This window comes from Mucilaginibacter lappiensis (genome assembly GCF_050433765.1).
GTDB classification, from domain to species: Bacteria; Bacteroidota; Bacteroidia; order Sphingobacteriales; family Sphingobacteriaceae; genus Mucilaginibacter; species Mucilaginibacter lappiensis_A.
Genome location: NZ_JBNPWP010000018.1, coordinates 16999 through 43176 on the forward strand (window position 1 = coordinate 16999; position 26178 = coordinate 43176).

Genomic DNA, 26178 nt, shown 5'->3' on the forward strand with positions numbered 1-26178 from the left:
GGGGCTGGGGGCTAAGAAAACATGGGAAGAGCATTTGAATTCCGCAAAGAAAGAAAATTTAAGCGCTGGGCTAAAATGGCCGTGCAGTTTACACGTTTAGGTAAAGAGATTGTAATGGCTGTAAAAGCCGGCGGTGGCGATATTAATACCAACTCGCGTTTAAGAACAGCAGTTCAGAACTCGAAGGCAGTAAACATGCCTAAAGATCGCGTTGAGGCTGCTATAAAAAGGGCAACAAGCCGCGATGAAAAAGATTACGAAGAACTGGTTTACGAAGGATACGCGCCCTATGGTGTTGCCGTTTTGGTTGAAACGGCTACAGATAATACCAATCGTACGGTAGCAAACGTACGTAGTTATTTTACTAAATATGGCGGATCATTGGGTAAAACCGGGTCGCTTGATTTTATTTTTACCCGTAAATCTGTATTTACATTTGAGCCGGGCGAGCGTGACCTGGAAGAGTTGGAGTTTGAACTGATAGATGCCGGTTTGGAAGATTTATTTGTGGAGGCGGATGAAAATGGGAATGATATTGCGGTAATACATACTGCCTTTGAAGACTTTGGCAAAATGCAAAAAATGCTTGAAGAGTTGGGTATTGATGTAAAATCGGCTAAATTAGAGCGTGTACCACAATCATTTCATGAAGTAACCGAAGAGCAGGTTGCAGATATCATGAAGTTAATAGATCGCCTGGAAGAGGACGACGACGTACAGGCTGTTTACCATAATATGGCGGAGTAATTTTGATTTTTCACTAATCGTCATTGCGAGGAACGAAGCAATCTCTATGCTATACAGGGCGAATGGAAAAGCATATTTGATCTGCTTGTTTCGTACCCCGCAACAACAGGTTTAAATAATTAACATTATGCCACTATTCAGTTCACGTAAGGAAGAGAAAAAGATAAAGGTAACCTTTGCTAACGGCTTACTTTTTGTGGAAAAAGCGGATGGCAAACAACAGGCTTTTCCGTTGGAGTGGTTCCCGAAATTACTGAATGCTACTGATGAGGAGCGTGAGGACTGGAAACAAACCGATAAAGGCATCCATTTTAATAAGCTGGATGTGGATGTAGCAACTTCATAGAACCAAGAAATAAGAATCAGGAGACAAGAACCATAACTTATCTTGTGTCTTGATTCTTGTTTCTAAACAGCTAAAACCAATGACTTTCGAAGAGTTTTTTAAAAAGAAAAAGATCGACCTGGTTGCCTTGGAACAAGGCGAGCAATCGCTATTTTCTGAATTCAAAACTCATTACGAACAAATGGGCGAAAAAAGCTTTGACCATACCAAAAAGTACTGGTTCAATAAGCTACGGCGACAATTCCCGGCAGCGCCGGAAATAAAAACAGAAAAAGTAATCATAGAGAACCAACTGGCCGAACAAACCATTACCGAAAGCTTGATTGAACCGGGCACCCCTGACCCTAAATTAGGTTTTGCGCCAAAGTTCAGGGCTCCCAATGTAGCTAAACCGACCGAAGAAAAACCGGAGACCAAAGCAGCAGAAACTACGCCACCTGTTGAAAATACCGCAACCAAGCCTGCTTTTAAACCTCGCTTTCAGGCTGCTATGATGAAACCAAAGGCGGCGGACAGTGAAACAAGCGCGACTGAAAAGCCCGAGGTGAAGGAAGAAAACACAACACCTGCTACTGAAGCCATGAAACCGGCTTACAAGCCACGCTTCCAGGCGGGTATGACAAAGCCTAAACCCACGGAAAACGAAACCACTCCAGAAGAGAATAAAACAGAGGATCAAGAAAAAACAGAAATTTCTGCAGAAACTCCCGCTGCTAAACCGGCCTACAAGCCACGTTTCCAACCAGGAATGGTTAAATCCAAGCCTGTTGAAAACGAAGGAAAGCCAGTTGAAAAGACTGAAGAAAAGTCGGATACTCCTCCTGCTACTGAAGAGCCTGCCACTAAGCCTGCTTACAAGCCCAGGTTTAATATGAAAAACCTCCCGCCAAAACCTGACCAGGAATAATTGCTCCTGCCGCGCGTCATTGCGAGGTACGAAGCAATCTCTACACAAGCAGGTCGAGCATGCAGATTCTAAACTTTCCCTTTTGCTCTGTACAGCATTGAGATTGCTTCGTATTTCGTAATGACGCGCGAAGTATTTTGCGAGCAGAGTGGAGCTCTCAAATTTCCCTACTCAAAACCTCTAACTACTTACTGTGCGAAAACAACCAGCTTAACAGCTCTGGTTCTTTGAAGGCATAGTCCCAGCTGTTATGGTCAACACCGGGATAGAGGGTGAATTTAGGGTCACCGCCGGCTTCCTTAATTGCTGCCACCATCACTTCAGAATGATCAGCCGGTACAACGCTGTCTTTACTGCCATGAAAGATCCACAGGGGGACTTTTTTAGCATATTTTTTGGCATTCAGGGTATTATCACCACCGCATATGGCAAAAGCGGCGGCAAACACTTTTGGCTTGCGGCCAATGATCTCAAATGTACCCATACCACCCATACTAAGGCCGCCAACATAAACACGGTGTTTGTCAACAAATGGCTTATCCAAAAACTGATCAACCAAGCCTAATAACAATTGCATGGCTATAGTTGGCTGCTCATTTACCTGGAAAACGAATTTTCTTTTTTGAGTAGCGGCGTCGGTTTCCTGCTGCACATTTGACCAGTAGCTATTAGTGGGGCACTGCGGAAAAACCACAATAGCTTCATACTTTTCCCTTACACTATCCTGCAACAAGCGCGAAGGTCCATATTTTAATTGTGCCTCGTTGTTACTCCCACGCTCCCCGGCACCATGCAATACAAATAGCAGGGGATACTTTTTAGTAGGATCAAAATGTTTTGGGAATAATAGCCGGTAAGGTAATGTATCGCCTTTAACAATAAGGCTGCCCCTGTCAAAAGATGATAAATTTTGTGAACGTGCGGAAAAAGAAAATGCTAAGAGTAAACTTAGCATTCCTATGATAAATTTTTTGTAGATCATTTGATGCGTTTAAATCTGTTTTTGCCACAACTGGCAGGTGTTATTAAAACAAATTTAACGCCTTTTGATTTATATTTTTTCAATATTTTTATTCATTTAATCCTCCATGTCATTTCGAACGAGGTACGAGGAGAAATCTTATACGCTTATAGAGCAAACACTGTAGGTCATTCCAAATGCCGTTTATTTCTTAATTTTTAACAAGCGCTGAGCTTGTAAAATCTAACTTTTTAAGCCCGTTCTGTATTTCAGGGCAGCTCATAAATAGTTTCCATAACAAGCCGGTACGGTAGTTTTCTATCATTACTACAATTGGGCCCTGGTCAATAGCCAGGTATGATTTTCCATACCAGTTATGTGATTCGCTAAAGGCATCGGTAAAGCCATATTCACCCCAAATCTTATCGCCCAGGTCATAATAAAAATGGCGCAGGGCCTTCATAGAGTATTCAGGAGTATAAGGAAATGCAGATAATGCCGCTGTTGGTGTTATGACCCCAAGATCATTAGTAGGCGAATGGGCGTTATAGCCTTCAAAATTATCGCTGGCGGTAAGCCCCCAGCAATTCTCGCCATAGCCTTTAAACTTTTTAGGGTTATCAACACAGTATGCATGATTGATCAGCGTATGGTTTTTGTTCTGCTCCCAGTAATCAGCATACCTATCTTTTAAGCCTTTAGGGTTTAAGCCCAGGAATGAATATTGCGAAAAGAAAAGCGGGCCGCCATAATCAAATCCTAAGGGGAGCTTAATGCCATAAAAGGTTTTTCCGTTCTTAAAAAAATCACTTTGGGCCCAGCCCCCGTGATAAACACTGGCACTAACCGGATAGCGGTCTGCAGAGGCGGCCAGTACATAAGTGATCAGGCATTCGTTAAAGCCATGTATCGGAAAGTTCATGGCCCAGCCGTTGTTTGGCGACCAGTGCCAGTACAATGCATCCCTGCCATCGCGGGTGTACCAGTCCCACTCCATTTCGCCCCACATCCAGTTGATCACATTGCGTATGCGTTGTTCCTTTGGATTATTACCAGTAAAATACTGGCGGGCGCATAACAATCCCTGAAATAAATATGCCGATTCCACAATATCTCCACCGTCGTCTTTGCGGCCAAAAGGAATTACTTTGCCGGTTTCGCCATTCAACCAATGCGGGAAAGCGCCATGAAAAGAATTGGCTTTAAATAAAAAGTTAACGATCTTCACCATACGGTCAACGGCCTGGTCATGGCTTATCCATTTACGCTTGTCGGCAACTATAAGGGCCATGATACCAAAGCCCGAGCCGCCGGTGGTTACCACCTCATTGCCATAATCAAAAGAGGTATTACTGCGCTCACGGGCCAGGCCACTTACCGGGTGACCAAAATCCCAGAAATAGCGAAATGTTTGGCGTTGTACCACATCAAGCAACGCGCTATCGGTTAAATTTTTTATAATGCCAACCGGCTTAATGCCTGTTGAAGTATTTTTTTCGGTTTTTTGGGCAAAACAACTTACGGCAATCAGCAGTATAAATGGGGCGAATAGTAATTTTTTCATGTAGATATATGTATGCGATCTCCTTTACAGGGATCAAAGGGCAGTTAAAAGAGGCTGCCTGCCTGGTATAGACAGACAAACCTCATAACTCAATCAACCAACTTTTATTAAACCAATTATTTAGTATCCTGGATTTTGTTTCAATCTGCCACCGCTTAAATCAATTTGTGTTTGCGGGATAGGAAACAACGCGTATTTAGCAGCCCATGTTTTTTCATGTGCAGCAAATGCCGCAGCCGCACGACCTGGTTGCACCGCATCCTGACGAACAATGTCAAAGAAACGGTCATGTTCTTCGGCCAGCTCCATGCGGCGTTCATGCCATATTGTTGCTAACGAAGCTGTTGCAGCAGGCAATTTGGCCCTGGTACGTACAAGATTCAGGTTGGTAGTTGCTTCAAGTACCCGGCCAAGTTGAAAGGCGGCTTCGGCATTGATCAACAAAATATCGGCATAACGTAAAATGCGTACCTGCTTTGGTAAACGATCTGTACTGCCACCGCAATTGTCTTCGGCTGTACGGCTATGGTAAGCTTTATAGCTATAAGTGCCATTTTGTACCGAATCGCGGCTCGGAATACGGAAACCATCCCAAAGTACAGTGCCATGATCCTGTATAGTAATTACTGTAGCTGCTCTACGAACATCATTAGCCTCATATTCATTTAATAAGCTTTCAGATGGGTTATTGAAACCAAAGCCAAGATCGGCCCAGCCAAATTTGCCTCCGGCACGGGGCCCCTGCGATACTGTGTATAGGTTAATACCTGCAGTACAGCTTTTATTTATACCGGCCTGTATCTCAAAAATTGATTCGGAGTTATTATTGCCACCATCTCCGTTTACGGCCCTTTGACGCCAAATAAGCGAGTAATCTTTAACAAGTGAATAATTATTACCATCTATAACCGCCTTAGACAAGTCATAGGCTTTTTGATAATTTTTCATGTACAGGTACACTTTGGCTTCTAAAGCTTGAGCTGTACTTATATTCGCTCGACCTACTTCCGTAACCTTTTTGTCAAGTAAATTGGCAACGGCAAAATCTAAATCACTTATGATAAATTTATAAATATCATCAGCGCTTGCACGTGTCTGGTATTTATCCTGATTAGCCTCACTGGCCAGAGGAACCTTGTCAAGCAATGGTACGCCACCATATAAACGAACCAGGTTGAAATAAAAATAAGCTCTCAAAAACCGGGCTTCGCCAATGAGCGCGTTTTTAGTAGCGGCGTCAAATTGCGCGTTTTGTAATTTATCCAGCGCCTGGTTAGCACGGGCAACGCCCTGATAAAGGCCTGTCCAAACATTGTTTACAACGCCGTTTGATGCTGAAGTTTGCAGGTTATCAATTTGTTTGGCATCGCCGTAATCATCCGGAGAGCTTCCTTTATCGGCATCATCAGACGCAATATCGCTCAAGATCACAAACTGAAAGCTATCAATATCGGGTTCAAACCCTCCTATATAAAATACATTGTAAATACCTGTTACCAAATTTTTGGCCTGATTCGGATCAGAAGCTATCTGGTCCTGGGTTATAGCAGCCTGCGGACTAACGTCAAGGTAGTTTTTACAAGCACTTAGCGTTGCTGTTGCAACCAGCATACAAACGGCTATAATGTTTAAATTTTTATTATATATCTTTTTCATAATGCTGAAAGTTAAAATTGAAGGTTCACGCCAAAAACAAAAGTGCGGGTTACCGGATAGTTGGTAGCATCAATGCCTGATTGTAGAATATCTGTTTGGAACAATTCAGCAGATGAACCGCTGTAACGTTTTAAAGTAAACAGGTTTTGTGAGGTCAGGTAAAGTCTTAATCGTGAAATATTAGCCCGTTTAAGCATAGCCGATGGTAATGTATAACCCAATGTAAGGTTGTTTAACCGCAGATAAGCGCCCGATTCAATAAAGTAAGTTGACGGAGGCGTAGCTGAAGTAATTACAGAAGGATCGGTATTTGATGGCCTGGCAGTAGTAAAGCGACTGTTTGCATAGCCGGCTTCAATGTTGTCGTTTTCACTGCCCCGGGAGTTCTTTTTACCGTTATAAATTTTGTTGCCCCAGTTACCTGTAAGGTCAGCGCTCAAATCAAAGTTTGTGTAATTAACACTAAAATTAAAACCGCCATAATATTTAGGTTGATAAGAGCCCGCGAAAACCCGATCGTTAGCATCAATAACTCCATTCTTGTCGATATCCGCGTATTTTAACCCGCCAACCTTATTGGCTTCAAAGGTATTGGTAGGGGCTGCTGCTGCTTCGGCCGCGGTTTGGAAAACACCTGTTGCCTGCAATACAAAATAGCTGGCTATGGGCTGGCCATTATCTGTGCTGGTTATAGTTTTACCATTTGCACCACCTCTTAATAAAGCCTGGCCACCATTCAAGCCATCTACATTATTTTTATTGTAACTGATGTTGCCACCTATGGAATAAGAAAGTTTATCATTGATCTTATCATTCCATTTTAAACCAAGTTCAATACCCTTGTTGCTATATGAGGCGGCATTAGTTACAAAATCATTAGTTGGGTCGCCTAATATACCAGGCAAAGTTACCAGGGTTAAGGCATCCTTTACCTTTTTATTGTAATAGTCAATCTCACCACTTAAACGGCTGTTCAATATGGCAAAGTCTAAGCCTATATCAAGCTGGTTAGTAGTCTCCCATTTTAAGTTAGTATCTTTAATATCCTGTATTACACTACCCAAATTGAGTGTGCCGTTATTAAAGTAGTAGGGCAGGTTTGACGTAGCGGTAATAATGTATAGCGCCTGATCAATATTATCATTACCTAATTTACCATAGCTTGCGCGTAGTTTTAACTGGTCAAATATGTGGTTATCCTTCATGAAGGATTCCTCCGAAATTACCCAGCCGCCGCCGAAAGTATAAAAATTACCCCAGTGCTCATTGAATTTGGAGCTACCATCGCGCCTGAAAGAGCCGCTTAACAGATATTTGCCTCCATAGCCATAATTTATACGGCCAACATATGATTGCCTGGTAAATAACCCACCTCCGTTATCATCTTTGGCATTAACATCGGGGTTACCCAAATTTAAATACCATTGATCCTCATTGGCAGGCACATCCTGACGTGTTCCGTTAAGAAAGTTTGATTTAAATTTTTCAGTAACTATACCACCTAAAACAGTAAAGTGGTGATTGCCGAAGGTTTTGTCCCAGGTAGCGGTGTTGTCCCAGGTGTACTGGTATGAATCATCGTTTTGAATAAACAGGGAACTATTATCCTGACGTTGATTGCCGCCGCCAACAGTAAACGTTTGATCATCGGAATGGAACTGGTATTGATAATTTTTTTGATTGTTAAACTTAACATCCGCATTAAATGCAGAGTGCAAAGTAAGCGAGCTGATTGGCTTATAATCTAAAGCTACATTACCTTGTACACGGTTACCCAGGGTAAATCTGTTCGCCTTGTCTAACTGTAAAAGCGGGTTCCCCACATTACCCCAGGCAGAAGTGTTTCCATATTTGCCATCTATAACTGAGGGAATAATTGGTGCGGCCCTGTAAACATTACCATAAATGGCATTAAAATCAACTGTACGCTCGGCGCCACGGCTCAGCGATATTTGTTCGCTGAATTTTACCTTTTTAGATATGTTGATATCATTATTTGCACGAATGGTAAAGCGTTGAAATCCATTGGTTTTAATAACGCCCTGGTCATCAAGATAATTAGCGCTGATAAAATAAGTATTGGTTTCGCCGCCACCTGCAACTGAAATGTTATGGTTTGTGGTGAACGCCTTACGTGCTACTTCTTTAGCCCAATCAGTAGTGCCGGGGAATGTTACCGGTGCATTAACGTCGGCTGTAGGGTTGGCATCCTTTAAATAGTCGGTGTACTGTGCTCGATTTGCCATTTGTATTTGATTGGCAACTTCTCTGAAACCTACAGTAGCGTCGTAACTTACTACAGCCGGACCGCTTTTGCCTTTTTTGGTGGTAATGATAACAACACCATTGGCACCACGAACACCATAAATGGCTGCCGAAGCATCTTTTAAAACGTCAAGACTTAATATATCTGAGCTATTGATGTTCCTGATATCGTCAGTTAAAACACCATCAACTACATATAGTGGGTTAGCACCGGCAAGTACAGAACCGGTACCGCGTATACGTAAAATAGGTGCTGAGTTTGGCTGTCCGGATGATAGTACCTGGACACCTGAAACTTTACCCTGTAGGGCTTGTGTAGGAGTTTGCACAGGTTGCTTTGCTAACAGGCTTCCGTTTACACTGGCAACGGAGCCGGTTACGTCCCTTTTGCGCTGGGTGCCATAGCCAATAACTACTACCTGCTGCAGTTCCTTAGCTTCGGGTTGCAGTTTTACAATTAATTCGGTTTGATTATTAACGGGCAACGACAAGGTAGTATAGCCAATATACGTAAAAACAAGTGTTGCGGTAGGTGGTGCTGACAGTGTGAAAGCACCGTTAACGTCGGTTTGCGCCCCTGTGGTGGTTCCTTTAACGGAAACGCTTACGCCAATTAAGGCCTCGCCTGTGGATGCATCGGTAACCTTGCCTTTTACCGTAGCGTTTTGAGCGAATGAAGCATTAACAAAAAAAAGGCAGAATAGCACCAACACAGAAATAGTAAAGATTCTTTTCATAGTGGTTAATAGTAAGTAAGTGGTTTGAAAATAATTGGTTTATTATTTGACAAAGCTGAGGAGATAATACAGTTTTATCAAAAATATTAACTCAACATTAATACGTCATATATAGAACACTTTCTCAGTGGTTATGTTTTTAATTTTTAATAAATTGATTATCAGTTTATTAAAACCAATTAGTGTATATTATACATACTACACATATATAGCCAGGTACACTAAGGTCAAGTAGGGTTATGAGAGGTAATGATGTAGTATTATAGTTCAATGAGAAACTCAACAAGGTTTTTATCGTGCTCCAGATTGAGCTTTTTTCGCAGGCGGTAACGGCGTATTTCAACGCCGCGCAGGGAAATGTTTAATAGCGAAGCCATCTCTTTACTACTCATGTTCATGCGCAGGTAAGCGCATAGTTTAAGATCATTCGGAACAAGATCGGGGTGGCCGGATTTTAGTTTTTTGAAAAAGTTTTCATGGGCTTCGTTAAAGCTTTTTTCAAATATGTTCCAGTCGCGTTCATCATTCATGCCTTCGTCAATTACTTTTTGTATCCTGCGTAACTGATCATCGGCCAATTTTTTGCCTGTATTATCTTTAAGGTGGGCTATTTCTTCACTTATTTTTTGCAGCAGCTCATTTTTATAAACGAGGTTCATGGCCGAGTTTGCCAGCTCACGACTTTTGCTGGCCAAATCGGCCTGCAATTGTTCATTCTTTATATTGATGATGTGCTGTTCATTCGCTATGGCTTCCTGCTTTAAAAATTCTTCCTTTTCTGCCTGTAGCTTTTGATGGATACGTTGCTGATGCCGCCTTAATTTAAGGCGGTAATAATGCCTGATCAGGTAATACGCCAAAACCAGCAATAATATATAAAAAATCATAGCGGCCTTACCTGCATACCAGGGCGGCAATACGGTAAAGGTTAAGGTGGTAATTGCCGATATATTCTGATCGTTTATTTTGGCGCGAACTTTAAAGTGGTAGGTACCCTGATCAAGATTGGTAAATTCTTTTTGACTTTGCGGAGCCCAATCAGACCATTGCCTTGAATAACCCTCTAAATAGTATTGAAACTTGATCTTGGCCTGTTTATAATATGGCAGTGAGTACGCAATACGGATATTGTTTTGAGTATAAGGTATTTCAATTACGTTATGGCTGCTATTCATATCACTTATCACAGATACCTTATCGGTTACGTTTTCAATGCGGCGTATTAATACCGGGGGTATTTTCATTTGGTTTGGCAACAGGGCATCGCCATCATTCAATATCACAAATCCATCGTCGATACTGATCAGATAGGTTAAATTGTTAATTCGGTTTATGGTTTCGTAATGCTGTACCATTTGGCCGTTAAGTATCGTGAACCTGTTGGTATCAATACTGAGCTTACCGGGAACAGAAAGATCTGCAAGTGCAACGTGCCCCTGGTTAATAAACCAGTACTTTTTGCCTATGGCTTTTATTATTTTGCCTGATGATGAAAAGGTACCCAGCTTTTTATTTAACTGGGTGTATTTAAAAAAGCGGTCGGTAATATCGTCATATATATAAAAGCCCGAGTCTGATGAAAAAACAACACGGTTATCTAAATCAAATACATTAACATTATAACTGCCTGGCAAGCCGTATTGCTTATCATAATATATTTTTGAGGTTACTTTTTTAAGATCGCTGCTCAAGGTTAATTTATAAATGCCTTTATAAGCATGGCTTACCCATATTTGCCCCTTACTATCCTGCTCAACATAGCGCGAGGGTTCGCCAAAGCCATCAACCTTATGGCTAAATATCCAGTTTCCGGATGCATCTTTTTTATAAACCACCAAGCCTGTGTAGGTACCCTGTATGAGCATATCCTGGCTTAGTTTTTTAATGATCCACCCACCGGTCACTGTCGAAATTTTGGTAATGGTATTTTCATTTACCTGGTAAGTGCCGTCATTATGGCCGCACAGCAAACGCCCATCCTGCAAAGAGAGATCCCAAACCTGCCCCTGCGAACCAGGAATAAGCTTAAAATCAAATGACTGGAAAGGCTTGTTATTATCGGGTACCCAATCGCTGTAAAAAAGCCCCTGGTTTGTACCCAGATATATTTTTTTATTAAATATAATACTGGCGTAAACGGTGCCGAACTTACCGGTTTTATCAAAATAAAAATACAGCGGAGAGTTAACCTCAATACGATCAATACCATTATCTAAACCTGCCCAAAGGTTTTGCTCGGTATCGGTATATAAACTTAAAACGGTATTGTTTTGTAAACCGCTTGATTTGTTAATGTGCTGTATCACGTTACCCGCGGTATCAATTATTACTATCCCGTTCAGTATGGTGCCGTAGGCAAAGTATTTACCTGGTATTATAGCGCCGTTATTAAGCTGATAGGTTTTTAAAAAGTCATTAGCCTGACTGACCCAGGGTTTTATGTTTTGACCATCGTAAATGAACAGGCCATTTTGAGCGGTGCCAATAATGTATTTGTTGCCCTGAAAGGGAAGTATGGATAGTACACCGCTATTGCCTAATGTATTACTGCCCTGCACATACTCCATATGGTTGTTCTTTAATTCAAATAACCCAGCAGATACCTGCTCAATAAAGAAACGTTTACCTGCTTTAAATAAAAACAGGTAAGGTCTTGGAGCCTTTATTACATTGACGCTTCCTTTTGAGTAAATGTAAATAGCACCAAACGACTGGAAGATCACCCTGTCACCATCAACATATATTTTCCATATTTCTTCGTTGATAGGGCGGTATTTTTCAGGTACCAGATTTATTAGTGAGGTGTATTTTAAGAAACCTTTATTGTTATCCTGCCAGTAACCAAACTCGCCAAAGGCCCCCACGTAAATTTTGCCCCTACCATCGGCCGAGACTGACCGTACAATGAGCCCGTTTGGCATGTGGTGCTGTTGCCAGTATTTTCCGTCAAAAGCCAATAAACCTTCGGCATTACCAAAATACATGATGCCGTGCTCATCCCTTGTTACCGACCAGTTTTGATTGCCCGACTGGTAAATGGTTTTTGGGTAATTTTGCACATAAGGCACACCGATGCTTTTTATATCAACCGCCCTGGCGTACCAAGCAGAGGTGCAAACAATACTTATAATAATCAGGATAGATCTACGCATAGGTTAATAAACAGCATCGGCCCAAAGCCTAACTAATATTACGAAAATACAGTTTGAATTGGATAAAAAACAAAAGCTTACCGTTTGGGTAAGCTTTATATGATTTGTTGTAAACTTAATCAGCTAATTGCAGGTTGTTTTTCTTGGCTGTATTTACCGGCTGCGGTACTTTTACATAATAGCCTGTTCCATCGTAAACCCTTTTGCGCGGATGACTTTGGCAGGCGTCGCTGCAGCAACCTTCCATTTTAGTGCCACATTCATCGCATTGCGTAAAATGCTCATTGCACTCTGGATTGGCACAGTTGATCATTTTATGGGTTGTTGTGCCGCAATTAAAGCAGGTTGATATCACCACAGGGTTAACGCTGTTCACATCAACCGAAAGGCGATTATCAAACACATAACATTTACCCTCAAAATCTTCGCCCCCGGCTTCTTTACCGTATTTAATAATGCCACCGTGCAATTGGTACACATCGGTAAAGCCTTCATGCAATAGTAAGGCCGATGCTTTTTCGCATTTGATGCCGCCGGTGCAATAGGTTAATATCTTTTTATCCTTGTATTTGGCCAGTTCATTGATCATTGCCGGGAAATCCCTGAAATTTTCAATATCCAGCGTTACCGCGTTTTTAAACTTGCCTAATGAATGCTCATAGTTTGAACGTACATCCAAAACTACTACATCGTCCCTGTCCTTCATTGCCAAAAAATCCTTTGGTTCCAGGTGTTTGCCGGTTTGTTGTTGGGGGTTAATGATATGAGGATCGCGCAGGCCTGAGTGTACAATTTCGGATTTGTAACGTACATGCATTTTTACAAACGAAGGTGTATCAACTTCATCAATTTTAAAATCGATACCGGCGAAGCGCTCGTCGGCATGTACTGTATCCATATAGGTTTTACAAGCTTCGGCTGTGCCCGAAACGGTACCGTTAAGCCCTTCGGTAGCTACTATGATGCGACCGGTTAATCCTAAACTTTTACAAAATTTTAAATGATCGGCAGCAAATTGCTCCGCATCAGCTATTGTTGAATAACAATAGTAAAGTAGTGTGTTATATATTGCCATAAACCATTGATACTGTTGCAAACAGTGTTAAATGAGGTGCAAATATAAGGGTTTTGGGTGAAAGGTAAAAGGCGAAAGGTTTTACATCAGCACAAACGTTAAACATTCCTTATTCGGTATTATGTTTTCTTATTTCGTTATTCAAAATTCGACATTCGTTATTGGATATTTGCAACCGTTTGCCTTTTACCTTTATCCTTTCCCCTTACCTTATACCGTAAAATATCCTGAACCCTTGTATGTATTTTTGATTGCCGGCATAGGATATACCATAATCAACCCTAAAGATGAGTCGTTGCACACCCACGTAAAATTCACGGTAGTTGGTATTGCTTTTTGTAGTAAGGAAATTTGCTCCAATAACCTCTTCCAATTTAAGTTTTCTTAAAATGGGGATGTGGTTAAAAATGGACCCGGCAAAATTATGTTGAAAATGAGCCTCGAGAAAAGCGCCATTTGTGCTATAGGTATAGAAGGGTAAAAAATGGAAACTACCCACATAGGTTGGGTCAAAGGTTAAACCTTGATTGCCCAAAAAGTGGTTATAGTCCATATAGTAAAGTTTTTTATCATTAAAAAAAGCGCCTGCGTTTAATTTAAATGAAGAAAAACCGGTTAAACCTACCCTTACATTGTTTTGCGAAATATCAACCGATGCAAAATCGTAATCAACATCTGAACCAAATGCGCCTTTAATGCCCCTGCGATAATTTATAGTTAACGTTGGATATTTTGAGGGTATATTAAATTTACCTGTGGGCCTGGTTTCATATTGCTGATCGAATGTAAAAGTGGCCGAAGCGGCAAAGGTTAGTGCCTGGTTTTGCGGAAACAAGAGCGAATGATCGTCAGCCGGGGTACCAGGTGGGGCCAAAGGATTGTTTGATGTATATTCACGGTTCTTTACATTTTTGATATGGCCGAAGGAGGTATTATACAACTGGCTGCGGCTGGCATAGGTGAAGTTCCCGTTAAGCAATACACCATTCAATACTTCACGCTGATAGCCAAACATGCCATATTGCGATCTGTAATACTTTACATAATTATTTTCACTGAGCAATGTACTTAGCGTATTAAAATATAAAGAACGCGTGCCTACATTGTTCAGGTCGAGCACATCGCTGCCAAAACCGGCAAAGAATTTAGCGGCATGAAAAGGATCGTTCCTGTATTCACTGTATATATTGGCGCTGAACAATTTATTTGTAAAGCCATAACGTACGTTGGGCGTTATGCTGAATGAGTGAAATTTATCAATGGTACGGGTATATCTGATTTTAGCATTAATGCCAAAACCCTCTACGGTGTTGTAATAAAATGTTTGTATAAAAGGGAATACATGCAATGAGTCTTTTTCACCCGGGCTGCTGGCGTCGTAGCCAAATATTAAATAACCCGGATAATTAATATGGTTCTTGGTATGTTGAAGTGTATCCTGGTACTGATCTGTTTTTTGATAAGCTGTTACACTATCTTTTTTATGATAGTCCCGGGCTTCCTGTGCCGTTAAGGGAACTGGGCGTACTGATGCCCAGTAATCTTCCTTTTTTGCATTGGCAGCAGTATCGATCTTTAATACTTCGCCGGTAAAAAAGCCTTCAGGAAAAGTTGGGTTGATTTTGTAGTTATTATAAATGGAATTATAGTAGCCGCCAAACCTAAAACCAAACACCTTACCTTTAAAGTTATACTGTACAGAAGCTGGCATCCATACACTATCCGTAATAGCTATATACTGCTGCCGTATCTGCAGGGTATCAACCAGATTAAGGTTGCTCATTTTGTTGGTTAGGTACAGGTCGGCGCTGTATATACGCCAGTCGCCCTCAACAATATAAATATTGCCCTGAAAATACTGCCCGTGCTGGCGGCGTGGTATTACCTGTATTTTGTCAATAGTACGACCATTTTCAACTGAGGTCCCCAATAATTTATACTGATAAAAAATACTGGCATAAGAGGCAAGAGGTGATACAAACCCCCGGGTGCTTAATCCATTTATAGAAAACACATTCTGGTATAAATTTACCTGCAGGTCCGAAGCTTTATTGTAGCTAAACGCGGTATTTTGACCGGCCATCCGGTTAGCCACAGTAACTTCTTTAACCTTATCGGGTTTTTGAAAACTAAAGTCAGACAATGATTCTGACTGGTAAAGTATACCCCTGCCATTTGAGTCAAGATCAAGGGTCCTTCTTACCTCTCGTGATAACAGGGATCTTGGGGCACTTATCAGTTTTTGTACGCCCTTTATATAAACCGCACAGGAATAAGATGCAGCTTCTTCAACATAATATTTTCGTTTTTTAATAACCTGTTTCATGATGGTATCAGCGGCATCGCGGTTCTTTTGGTATGTGGCTGCTACCCGTTCTGTGGCAAAAACCTCATCGTCCATCTGCACATTAAGCTGTTCATCATGATCGGCTATGGTTACATTTATCGTCTTTTCTTTATAGCCAACAAAGCGATATACTACATTATAGGTACCCGGATTAAGCTTAAACTGATATATCCCATCTTCGTTTGCGGTAGTACCATAGGTGGAATTTCTGATATATACAGATGTAAAAGGAATAATACTATTTTTTTGATCGGTTATGCGGCCCGATAATAGATATTGTTGTGCTGAGGCGTTTATAGAGCATAAAGCGATAAGAATCAATAGTATGTGTTTTCTCATAGTCTTTAATTAATAAAATACTTTTTACCTGTAAAATGTTTTAAAACGTACTTAATAAATATTTAAGGTTCAATTAACCTAATCAAATGCGCGGTAATGCTTAATTTTGCACCCTTTAAACAGCATATTATATGTATAATACACTAAAGCCAGTTTTACAGCAGGAACTTGCTGACATTGAAAATGCCGGATTATATAAAAGAGAGCGCATTATTACATCGGCACAAGGCGCTGATATTACCGTACAGGGGGGCAAGGAAGTAATAAACTTTTGCGCCAATAATTACCTGGGGCTTTCGGGCAATCCTAAAGTGATACAGGCTGCAAAAGCTGTGATGGATACCCATGGTTATGGTTTATCGTCGGTACGTTTTATTTGCGGTACACAAGATATTCATAAAGAACTGGAAGCTAAAATATCAGCATTCCTGGGTACAGAAGATACCATATTATATGCTGCCGCGTTTGATGCCAATGGCGGTGTTTTTGAACCGTTATTTAATGAACAGGATGCCATTATATCTGATGAGTTGAACCATGCATCCATTATTGATGGTGTGCGTTTATGCAAGGCCCAGCGCCAGCGTTATAAACACGATGATATGGCCGATCTGGAAGAAAAATTAAAAGCTACAAAAGATCTGCGTCATCGTATCATCGTAACTGATGGCGCCTTCAGTATGGACGGAACCATTGCCCAGTTAGATAAGATTTGTGCACTGGCAGAGCAATATAATGCTTTGGTAATGATTGATGAGAGCCATTGCTCGGGCTTTATGGGTAAAACAGGTCGTGGTACGCATGAGCATCATAACGTAATGGGCCTAATTGATATAATTACCGGCACATTAGGTAAAGCATTGGGGGGCGCGTCAGGCGGTTTTACATCCGGTCGTAAAGAAATTATTGATATGCTGCGCCAGCGCTCTCGCCCTTACTTGTTTTCGAACACGCTTGCCCCGGCTATTACCGGTGCATCCATAGCTGTGCTTGACATGCTGAGCGAAACCACCGCATTACGTGATAAACTGGAAAGCAATACCCAATACTTCCGTCAAAAAATGACCGAAGCCGGGTTTGATATTAAACCAGGTGTACACCCTATTGTACCAGTTATGCTGTATGATGCTAAACTGGCGCAAGAGTTTGCTGCAAAAATGCTGGAGGAAGGTATTTATGTTATCGGCTTTTATTACCCGGTAGTACCACAAGGTAAAGCCCGGATCAGGGTGCAGATATCGGCAGCGCATGATACACATCATTTAGATAAAGCTATAGCTGCCTTTACCAAAGTGGGTAAGGAATTAGCAGTGATTAAATAATAAGCATCGATTTTTTATATTTGCACACTTGTTGAAATGATGGAGGAGAGATCCAGAAGCATCATAAGCTTGAGTCATTCCGGTTTTTACTGCCGATAATTTTAATTACACAATAACAATGCAAGCTCAAATTGACCAATATACTGCTGAGATAAATGCTTTTTCGCCGGCTAACGCCGATGAACTGGAGACGTTTCGTATAAAATTTTTAGGTACCAAGGGAATTATAAAAGACCTTTTTGAGCAATTTAAAACTGTAGGTCCCGAAGAAAAACGCACATTTGGTAAAGTACTAAACCAGTTTAAACAACTGGGCGAGGCAAAATATAATGAGTTAAAGGAGAATTTTGACTCAGCACCTAAGACTCAAGACTTAGGACTTGACCTCACTTTGCCTGGTGACGATTTTGCAGTTGGTTCACGCCATCCGCTGTCTTTGGTGCGTAACGAGATCATTGATATATTTAAGCGCTTGGGTTTTGTGGTTGCCGAGGGGCCAGAGATTGAGGACGACTGGCATAACTTTTCGGCCCTGAACTTCCCCGAAGAACACCCGGCCAGGGATATGCAGGATACTTTCTTCATTAAAAAGAACAGCGGCAAGGATGATATCGCCCTGCGTACACATACCTCATCGGTACAGGTTAGGATGATGGAGCACGGCAAACCGCCTTTCAGGGCTATTATGCCGGGCAGGGTTTATCGTAACGAGGCTATCTCTGCACGTGCGCATTGCTTTTTTCACCAGGTTGAAGGTTTGTATGTTGATGAGAACGTTTCATTTTCTGATCTGAAACAAACGCTTTATCACTTTGTACAGGAGCTATACGGCGCGGGTACTAAAGTGCGTTTCCGCCCTTCGTACTTCCCGTTCACTGAACCATCTGCCGAAATGGATGTGTCATGCACCATTTGCGGGGGCTCTGGTTGTAATATGTGCAAGTATAGCGGTTGGGTTGAGATATTAGGTTGCGGCATGGTTGATCCTAACGTTTTGGAAAATTGCGGCATCGATAGTAAAAAATATACCGGTTTTGCTTTTGGTATGGGTATGGAAAGAATAGCGAACCTAAAATATGTTATCCGTGATCTGCGTTTATTCTCAGAGAACGATGTTCGCTTTTTAAAACAATTCCAAACCGAAATTTTATGAGGAAGCTCATATTGGTTATATTAATAAGCATTTGTTATTTTTCTTGCGGAAAAGGAGATCCTGTTCCGAGCCTCCCGGTAAACTTTGAAGCCTCAAAAACAGACCCTCGTTTAAGCGCACTTAATAGCCAGGGCGGGGCGGTTTTAATTAATGGCTATGGTGTTGCAGGATTGATAATTTACCGTCGCGGGGATGGTGTTTATGTAGCCTATGACCGATGCAGCAGCTATCAGCCCGAAAAAAAATGTGCCGTTACATTAGATGACACAGGCTTTACAGTTACCGACCCTTGTAGTGGTTCAAAGTTTTCTTTAAATGATGGAACGCCTGTAAAAGCACCTGCTACACGGGCACTCAGATCATACCAGGTAGTAACAACGCAGTTCACAATTCAAGTTATTAATTGATACATGGAAGCCGATAAAATAAAAGATAGTATTAAGCGTGCGGCACAGGACCTGTTCCGCAAATTCGGGTACCATAAAACCAGTGTTAATGAAATTGCCAGGAAGGCCAAAATAGCCAAAGCTACTATCTATAAATACTTTGATAGTAAAGAGGCTGTTTTACATGTTTTGTTAATGGATTACATAAAGGCCAGTGTTGACGAACTGGTGCACCATAATACACCAGAGATGGATGAGGAAGCATATTTAAACAACCTCATCATGAAAACCTGCCGCTTATCATACACGGTATGTAATGAATTTATCGGTTGGGATTTTATTCGCGAATCAACCAATTCGCAGGAGTTTTTAAAGAACCTGTCGAACGAGCTGGAGGAATTGCTGATGGCTTCCTTTATCCAATTACCAGGTATCCGCAGGCATGAAACTTACCAGCAACGACTACGGTTTTTAATAAAATGCAGTAAAAGTATCGTATTCAGCTTTGCCTTTACATCCGTAAGCGACTCAGATGTGCGCAAAAACTTTGTTTCTTTTCAAAAGGAGATCCTTCCTTATCTGGTAAAGGCGGCTATTTCGGTGTAAGTTTTATTGTAGTTTAGTATTTATTGATCCGCTTTCTTCAACCTCCCAAATGGTTGATTCATCAATATTAATTGCATTTAAGTTCAGAAAAGCCTCGGCTTGCAGTACATAGTCATCACCATCACTGCCAAGTCTGGGTAAGGCAATCACATTACTGTCAATATTAATTCTTCTTATCCTGTCGGTAAGCAGTTTTAAAGTATTTTCTGAGTAGGAAGAGCTTGCTTCTTTTGCTAAATCTCCATTTTTCTCAAATAAAAAGTAATCGGTCATTAAAATGGAAAAGAACTGGTTATCTCGTTTGTCGTAATAAAACACTTCCGAAAATTTTACAGGCGATTGCTGAAGTCCCATTATTAACCAATTATATATTTGTTCCTGAGTGGTCATTTATAAAGGTATGGAACTTTATGTGTAAAATATTTGGATTGATAGATTATTTTAATTTACTTTGAATAACAAAGTACTTTTATGTTATTGATACGGCTTTCAGAAGCCTTTTATTTTAATCTTAAACTTTGAAATACAAAGTGCTTTTAATTGTCACAAAACATGATTGAAGAAGAACCACAAAAACGCGGACTGATGGATTGGCTCAAGGAGTCGGTAACCATTAAATTAATTTTTATCGGAGCATTGATCATTGTGCTGCTTATTCCATCATCATTGGTCCAAAACCTGATCACCGAGCGGGCAAACCGGCAGGACGATATGATGCAGGATGTATCCGATAAATGGTCGGGTAGCCAGGTAATAAAAGGCCCGGTGCTTATCATCCCCTACAAAACGCAGGTTAAATTTGTGGATGCAACGCAAAAAGAAAGCACCCGCGAGGTAATGGAGAACCTGTACATCCTACCCAATAATCTGCATATTAAAGCCGCGCTCACCACACAGATTTTGCATCGGGGTATATTTGATGTAGCCGTTTACAATTCCGTTGTAAAAGTATCGGGTAATTTTTCAAAGGCCGATCTGAACAGCCTTTCCTTAACTCCCGATCAGCTTTTACTGAATAAGGCCCGTATCACTTTTAGTATAAGTGATTTGAAAGGGTTAAAGAATAACCCGGTTATAAAAGCCGGCGGGCAAACCTTAACGGCCGAGCCCATATTTGATAATACCTCGTTATTTGGCAGCGGCTTGCAAACCAGTATTGATATTTCAACCGCACAAAATGGCGAAGTTCCATTTGAATATTCGTTAGACTTAAAAGGTAGCCAGGCACTAAGCTTTTTACATTTAGGTAAAACTACAGATGTAGAAGCCAGCGGTACCTGGAGCAGCCCAAGTTTTGACGGCCGGTATTTACCTGATGAGCGTAAAGTTGACAGCAAAGGCTTTACCGCCCGCTGGCGCATGTTGTATTATAACCGGCCGTTTCCGCAGCAGTGGGTAAATAATGATACCCTGCTCAGTAATGATAAAAGGCTGGGAGATGCTGTGTTTGGCATAAAACTGCGCCTGCCTGTTGATCAGTACCAAAAAACCATGCGTACCAGCAAGTATTCGTTATTGATCATCATGCTTACATTCATCTCCCTGTTTTTGACCGAGGTGATCCGCAAGCAAAGGATCCATATATTTAACTATGTACTGGTTGGCGCGGCTATGATCATTTATTATTCGCTGTTGCTTTCCTTTTCAGAGCAAATAGGCTACAACTGGGCCTACCTGGTGGCTTCCGTATCAACCGTTACGCTTGTAGCGGTGTTTATAGCATCATTGTTAAAAAATAAGATGGCGGCGTTGTTGTTTGCCTTTATCCTATCGATATTTTACGTGTTCATTTTCGTGATCATTCAATTAGAAGACCTTGCGCTAATGATAGGCAGTATTGCTTTGTTTATCATAGTAGCTGTATTAATGTACTTTTCCCGTAAAATAAATTGGGATAAACACTAAATTCTTAGGGTGAGGCGATTAAGCTTCACCCTAATTTAAAAAATACTGTATACCAATTTGGTTTTTAGTATAATAATTACTATGTTAGCATAGTAATTATTATATCATGAGCCGCGAACTAACAGAATTTTCAGATCTGATTGATGAGCAATTTGACATAGCCGATATGGATACAGATGATTTTGTATCTTATATAATGAGCCTGTTTGCTTAGTTGGTCGTTTATAACCTTATCATAGTTCGCTTATTAAGCGACAGGGTATCCCTTTGCCCGTTCCTTTCAGTATTTACCGCTTCTTATTTTCTGTCTCTTTAACGCTTGTTTCTTACTTCTTTCTCACCGTTTCAGGATTAAATAAATACGGTTAACTTTGCAGCCTGATGAATAAAGTTGCTAAACAGAAGTTTTTTGAGGATGTTCGGATCATTGATATTGCCGAAGAAGGTAAGGGCGTAGGTAAAACCGACGATTTTGTGCTTTTTGTTGATAAAGCCATTCCCGGCGATATTGCCGATGTACAGGTTTACAAAAGCAAAAAGAATTTTGGTGAGGGAAAGATCATCGCGCTTAAGCAACCGTCTGAATATCGCGTTGAACCATTTTGCGAGCATTTTGGTACTTGCGGCGGGTGTAAATGGCAGCACATGGACTACAAAGGGCAGCTAAAATTCAAGCAAAAATCTGTTGCCGATGCCCTCGGCCGCATAGCCAAAATTGATGTGGACGGCATGATGGATATTGTTCCTTCACCTGCCGACCGTTACTACCGTAATAAACTGGAATATACTTTTAGCGACAAACGCTGGTTGTATGATGGCGAGAACAGGGAAGACGAAACCTTGAACATGAATGCATTGGGTTTTCATATCCCTGGCCGTTTTGATAAAATATTGGATGTGAAACACTGCTACCTGCAGGCAGAACCATCAAATGAGCTTCGTAACAGCATCCGCGATTTTGTAATTGAGCAAGGCTATTCTTTTTATAACCTGCGTAACCATGAAGGTGCGTTGCGTAACCTGATAGTACGTACTTCATCAACCGGCGAGATCATGGTGATCGTGGTATTTGCTTATGTAAGCGAAGAGGAGGTGGATAAGCTGATGAACTTTATTGATGCCGGTTTCCCGGAGATCACCTCATTACTATACATCATCAACCAAAAAAAGAATGATACCATTTTTGACCAGGACGTAGTAGCTTTTAAAGGCCCGGAGTATATTCATGAAGAAATGAATGGTATCAGATTCCGTATTGGGCCAAAATCATTTTATCAAACCAATAGTATACAGGCCCTGCGCCTCTATGAAATAGCACGCGATTTTGCAGGCTTTAAAGGCGACGAACTGGTTTATGACCTATACACCGGTGCCGGAACTATTGCCAATTTTATTGCCGGTCATGTAAAAGAGGTTGTTGGTGTGGAATATGTGCCCACCGCCATTGAGGATGCTAAAGTGAATTCGGCTATTAACAACATCACTAACACAAAATTTTATGCCGGTGATATGAAAGATGTGCTGGTGGCCGATTTTGTAGCCGAGCACGGCAAGCCGGATGTAATTATTACCGATCCACCGCGCGCGGGCATGCATCCGGACGTGGTTAACCGCCTGATGGAAATTGAAGCTGAAAAAATTGTTTACGTAAGCTGCAATGCCGCCACCCAGGCCCGCGATCTGCTGGTACTAAAAGAAAAATATGATACAGTAAAAATACAACCCGTTGATATGTTCCCCCACACCCAGCACGTAGAAAATGTTGTGCTATTGGTTTTGAGGGATCAAGGACTGACGGGCAAGGATAGTAGGACAAAGGAATAAGGACGATAAGATAAAAGAGCAAAACAAAAGAGAAAAATCAAGGAAATCCTTTAATCCTGCGAATCAAGGTTTAGACAAAAGAAGTATCAACGTAATCTAAATAAATCAACGGTCAATAATATGCAACCCGAAGACCTGCTAAACGAAGGTAACGAAAGCCAAAAAACCGCACCGGAAAGTCCGCTGCTAAGTTTGGAGCGAGATCTTAAAATTTTTAAAGACTCTATCCATGAGGTAGCTGTCGAGATCATGGTGGAAGGTCTTTCGTCATATCCTATTTTTATAGCCCATCAGCATGAACTGAAGCTGGGTGAGGTGATACTGGACAGGAATGACCTTAATTCTGAATGGAGTATACACGCTTCAACTCTCGAGGAATTTACTGAGCGTGGAGTAATAAAACCCGAACTGAAGGAACGCTTTATCAGTAGCTACAAAAATCCGAACGATTTTATGTGCGTTTTTGTAGTAGTACCCGAGGGTGCAAATTTTGTATATGTTCCGTATGCGAAGTAAATATATTTATATAAATTTGACATGTGCGGCCCCTTCTTTTATGAAGGAGCAATCATGGATAAAAGTTTGTTTCTCAACCGGGCTCCTGCTACCGCATAAGTTAACTTCTTAGGAAGTTCCACATTATTTATATTCAACTTATGTCCGAAAAGAAACTCCTGATATTAAACCAGCAGCAGATACAACAAAAGATAGACCGTATTGCTTACCAGATACTGGAAGATAACTTTGACGAACAGGAAATACTGATAGCCGGCATATTACCCCGCGGTAATCACATTGCCGAAAGAATCAAAACCGTTCTGGATGGTATTGCCCCTTTTACAAGCACTCTACTGACCATTGAACTGGAAAAACAAAGCAGCACTTTACAGGCCAAAATTAATTTTGATGTGCAGGATTGCAACAACAAGGTAGTGATATTGGTTGATGATGTGCTGAACAGCGGCAAAAGTCTGGCCTATGGCTTTGGGGTGTTTCTGGATGTTCCTCTAAAAAAACTACGTACAGCTGTACTCGTTGACCGTAACCATAAAAGTTTTCCTATCACTACTGATTTTACCGGCGTGGCGCTTTCAACAGTAATAAAAGAACATGTGGATGTGGTGCTTGATGAGCCCGGTGAAGAAGATGCGGTTTATTTGAGGTAGGTTAGGGAAAAAATAGAAAGACGTCATTGCGAGGTACGAAGCAATCTCTACATAGGCAGGTCATCATGCAAGTTTGTCTTAGCTCTGTACAGCATAGAGATTGCTTCGTACCTCGCAATGACGCGTTAGATAATTATTACGCTAAATTGCCGTGATTCCCAAAGCTTCCTCCAGTTTCTCAACCGACATATCAATCCCTTCAACAATATGGCCGGCCTGTAAGTAATAGCCTTCGCGCTCGGCAAGTTTACCGGTAATAAATTCAACCAGCTCATCGCCTTGTTTGCCCTGTAATACCGGGCGTACGGTTTTGCTATTTTCGAGCCTGTCGGCAAGGGTTTTGGGCGATAGTTTTATATACAGGGTTTTGCCGTTGGTATTCATCCAATTCATATTGTCAAAAAAACAAGGCAAACCACCCCCGGTTGATACTACTATATTTTCGGGATATTCAGTTTGTTTCAGCACATCTGATTCCAATTGTCGAAACGCATCTTCACCAAAACTCGAAAAATACTCCGCTATGCTCATGCCAGCCTTGTCTTCAAGTACATGGTCAAGATCAATAAATTCATAGCCTAATTTGGCAGCCAGTTTGCGGCTCCACGTGGTTTTGCCACAGCCCATAAAACCGACTAAAAAATACTTCATAATAATATCAGCTTAATTTTACCCGCGGATCTATCCAAACATAAATAATATCAACCAAAATACTGATCACCACAAAAATAAAAGCGATGAAAAGGATGGAGCCCATCACTACGGGAAAGTCCGACATCTCTAAGGCATCAACCGTTGCTTTGCCCAGGCCGTTGTAACCAAAAATATATTCTACAAAAAATGACCCTGCCAGTAGCGACGCGAACCAGTTGGCAATTGCCGTGATCACAGGGTTTAACGCGTTTTTAAGGGCATGGCGATAAATAATGGTACGGTTGCCCAGGCCTTTTGCCTTTGCTGTACGTATATAATCCTGACCCAAAACATCAAGCATGGCGTTGCGGGTAAGTTGCACAATAATAGCCAGCGGTCGCAACCCTAAAGTGATCATGGGTAATATTAAATTCCTGATGCTGACTACTTCACCCTTGAACGGATCATAACTATACAAACTGCCCGACATGTTTAAGCCCGTGTACTTGCTCAGCTCAAAGCCAAATATCCAGGCAATAATGATACCCGCAAAAAACGATGGGGCCGATATGCCCAAAGTTGAAAAACTAATGGCCAGTTTATCTATCCAGGTATCTTTATTTACCGCGCTTAATACGCCTAAAAACACTCCTATAATAATAGCAAATATCATAGCTGTTGTAGCCAGCACCAATGTATTGGGAATAACCTCCATTAACAAACTTGCTACATCTTTACGGGTCTGGTATGACCGGCGCAGGTAAGGCCATTTCAGTGCTACTACTTTGGTATTGCTCACTGCAAATAGTTTTGCGTAATGATACCGCTGTTGCTCATCGGCAGTATTTAAATGGATGCCTACCGGCGAAAGATCATTCAGGTAATAAGCAAACTGTATGGGGATGGGTTTATCCAAACCAAATTCCTTACGCACAGCCTGCAGTGATTGTACATCGGCACGCTGGCCCTGGGTCATCCTGGCGGGGTCGACAGGTAAAATATTAAACAGAAAAAAAACCACCAGCACCACACCCAGCATTACCGCCAGTCCGTAAAATAATTTGCGGATGAGGTAGCTGATCATCGC

21 protein-coding genes are annotated in these 26178 nt (G+C 41.4%); 11 read left to right on the forward strand and 10 right to left on the reverse strand.

Going from position 1 to position 26178, the window contains the following annotated elements:
- Nucleotides 1-21 precede the first annotated feature (21 nt).
- The 3 genes from M2273_RS30290 to M2273_RS30300 all read left to right on the forward strand — a co-directional run bounded on the left by M2273_RS30290 (nt 22) and on the right by M2273_RS30300 (nt 2000).
- Nucleotides 22-747 (forward strand): YebC/PmpR family DNA-binding transcriptional regulator, encoded by a 726-nt coding sequence (locus tag M2273_RS30290; protein ID WP_429402070.1) that lies wholly within the window; start codon nt 22-24, stop codon nt 745-747.
- A gap of 127 nt (nt 748-874) precedes the next feature.
- Nucleotides 875-1093, forward strand: a complete 219-nt coding sequence (locus M2273_RS30295; RefSeq protein ID WP_429402072.1) for a DUF2442 domain-containing protein — start codon at nt 875-877, stop codon at nt 1091-1093.
- A gap of 79 nt (nt 1094-1172) precedes the next feature.
- Nucleotides 1173-2000 (forward strand): hypothetical protein, encoded by an 828-nt coding sequence (locus tag M2273_RS30300; protein WP_429402074.1) that lies wholly within the window; start codon nt 1173-1175, stop codon nt 1998-2000.
- A gap of 184 nt (nt 2001-2184) precedes the next feature.
- Here the strand turns inward: M2273_RS30300 and M2273_RS30305 are convergent, their stop codons facing one another.
- The 7 genes from M2273_RS30305 to M2273_RS30335 all read right to left on the reverse strand — a co-directional run bounded on the left by M2273_RS30305 (nt 2185) and on the right by M2273_RS30335 (nt 16096).
- Entirely contained in the window at nt 2185-2982 is a 798-nt protein-coding gene (locus tag M2273_RS30305) for a prolyl oligopeptidase family serine peptidase (RefSeq protein WP_429402076.1), read from the reverse strand.
- 190 nt (nt 2983-3172) lie between these two features.
- Nucleotides 3173-4525 (reverse strand): glucoamylase family protein, encoded by a 1353-nt coding sequence (locus M2273_RS30310; RefSeq protein WP_429402078.1) that lies wholly within the window; start codon nt 4523-4525, stop codon nt 3173-3175.
- Nucleotides 4526-4645: 120 nt separating this feature from the next.
- Nucleotides 4646-6181 (reverse strand): RagB/SusD family nutrient uptake outer membrane protein, encoded by a 1536-nt coding sequence (locus M2273_RS30315; protein WP_429402079.1) that lies wholly within the window; start codon nt 6179-6181, stop codon nt 4646-4648.
- Nucleotides 6182-6192: 11 nt separating this feature from the next.
- Entirely contained in the window at nt 6193-9183 is a 2991-nt protein-coding gene (locus M2273_RS30320) for a SusC/RagA family TonB-linked outer membrane protein (protein ID WP_429402081.1), read from the reverse strand.
- Between the two features lie 260 nt (nt 9184-9443).
- Entirely contained in the window at nt 9444-12335 is a 2892-nt protein-coding gene (locus M2273_RS30325) for a ligand-binding sensor domain-containing protein (protein ID WP_429402083.1), read from the reverse strand.
- Nucleotides 12336-12450: 115 nt separating this feature from the next.
- A complete protein-coding gene (locus M2273_RS30330; protein ID WP_429402085.1) occupies nt 12451-13410 on the reverse strand; it encodes a rhodanese-related sulfurtransferase in 960 nt (319 codons plus the stop codon).
- 205 nt (nt 13411-13615) lie between these two features.
- Entirely contained in the window at nt 13616-16096 is a 2481-nt protein-coding gene (locus M2273_RS30335; RefSeq protein WP_429402087.1) for a DUF5686 and carboxypeptidase regulatory-like domain-containing protein, read from the reverse strand.
- A 131-nt stretch (nt 16097-16227) separates the two neighbouring features.
- Here M2273_RS30335 and kbl point away from each other — a divergent pair, with 131 nt between their 5' ends.
- The 4 genes from kbl (at nt 16228) to M2273_RS30355 (ending at nt 19563) form a co-directional block, all read left to right on the forward strand.
- Entirely contained in the window at nt 16228-17418 is a 1191-nt protein-coding gene (kbl, locus tag M2273_RS30340; protein WP_429402089.1) for a glycine C-acetyltransferase, read from the forward strand.
- Between the two features lie 118 nt (nt 17419-17536).
- A complete protein-coding gene (gene pheS / locus M2273_RS30345; RefSeq protein WP_429402092.1) occupies nt 17537-18571 on the forward strand; it encodes a phenylalanine--tRNA ligase subunit alpha in 1035 nt (344 codons plus the stop codon).
- Nucleotides 18568-18978 carry a Rieske (2Fe-2S) protein gene (locus tag M2273_RS30350; protein WP_429402093.1) on the forward strand — a complete coding sequence of 137 codons (411 nt, stop codon included), beginning with the start codon at nt 18568-18570 and terminating at the stop codon, nt 18976-18978. The genes pheS and M2273_RS30350 overlap by 4 nt, the downstream gene beginning before the upstream one ends.
- A gap of 3 nt (nt 18979-18981) precedes the next feature.
- Nucleotides 18982-19563, forward strand: a complete 582-nt coding sequence (locus tag M2273_RS30355; RefSeq protein WP_429402095.1) for a TetR/AcrR family transcriptional regulator — start codon at nt 18982-18984, stop codon at nt 19561-19563.
- A 3-nt stretch (nt 19564-19566) separates the two neighbouring features.
- Here the strand turns inward: M2273_RS30355 and M2273_RS30360 are convergent, their stop codons facing one another.
- Nucleotides 19567-19953, reverse strand: a complete 387-nt coding sequence (locus M2273_RS30360) for a hypothetical protein (protein WP_429402097.1) — start codon at nt 19951-19953, stop codon at nt 19567-19569.
- 162 nt (nt 19954-20115) lie between these two features.
- Between M2273_RS30360 and creD the strand changes: the two genes are divergently transcribed.
- The 4 genes from creD (at nt 20116) to M2273_RS30380 (ending at nt 24458) form a co-directional block, all read left to right on the forward strand.
- Complete coding sequence (gene creD, locus M2273_RS30365) at nt 20116-21468, forward strand: cell envelope integrity protein CreD (protein WP_429402099.1); 1353 nt, start codon at nt 20116-20118, stop codon at nt 21466-21468.
- A gap of 381 nt (nt 21469-21849) precedes the next feature.
- The gene (rlmD, locus tag M2273_RS30370; protein ID WP_429402101.1) at nt 21850-23292 is read left to right on the forward strand and encodes a 23S rRNA (uracil(1939)-C(5))-methyltransferase RlmD; all 1443 of its coding nucleotides are present in this window, start codon (nt 21850-21852) and stop codon (nt 23290-23292) included.
- A gap of 120 nt (nt 23293-23412) precedes the next feature.
- Nucleotides 23413-23808 carry a hypothetical protein gene (locus M2273_RS30375; protein ID WP_429402103.1) on the forward strand — a complete coding sequence of 132 codons (396 nt, stop codon included), beginning with the start codon at nt 23413-23415 and terminating at the stop codon, nt 23806-23808.
- A 140-nt stretch (nt 23809-23948) separates the two neighbouring features.
- Nucleotides 23949-24458: a phosphoribosyltransferase family protein gene (locus tag M2273_RS30380; protein ID WP_429402105.1), complete on the forward strand. Its 510-nt coding sequence runs from the start codon at nt 23949-23951 to the stop codon at nt 24456-24458.
- A gap of 141 nt (nt 24459-24599) precedes the next feature.
- Here M2273_RS30380 and M2273_RS30385 read toward each other — a convergent pair whose 3' ends face one another.
- Both M2273_RS30385 and M2273_RS30390 read right to left on the reverse strand, forming a co-directional pair.
- Nucleotides 24600-25109 carry a shikimate kinase gene (locus M2273_RS30385; protein ID WP_429402106.1) on the reverse strand — a complete coding sequence of 170 codons (510 nt, stop codon included), beginning with the start codon at nt 25107-25109 and terminating at the stop codon, nt 24600-24602.
- Between the two features lie 7 nt (nt 25110-25116).
- Nucleotides 25117-26175, reverse strand: coding sequence for an ABC transporter permease (locus M2273_RS30390; protein ID WP_429402108.1), 1059 nt, complete (start codon nt 26173-26175; stop codon nt 25117-25119).
- Nucleotides 26176-26178 lie beyond the last annotated feature (3 nt).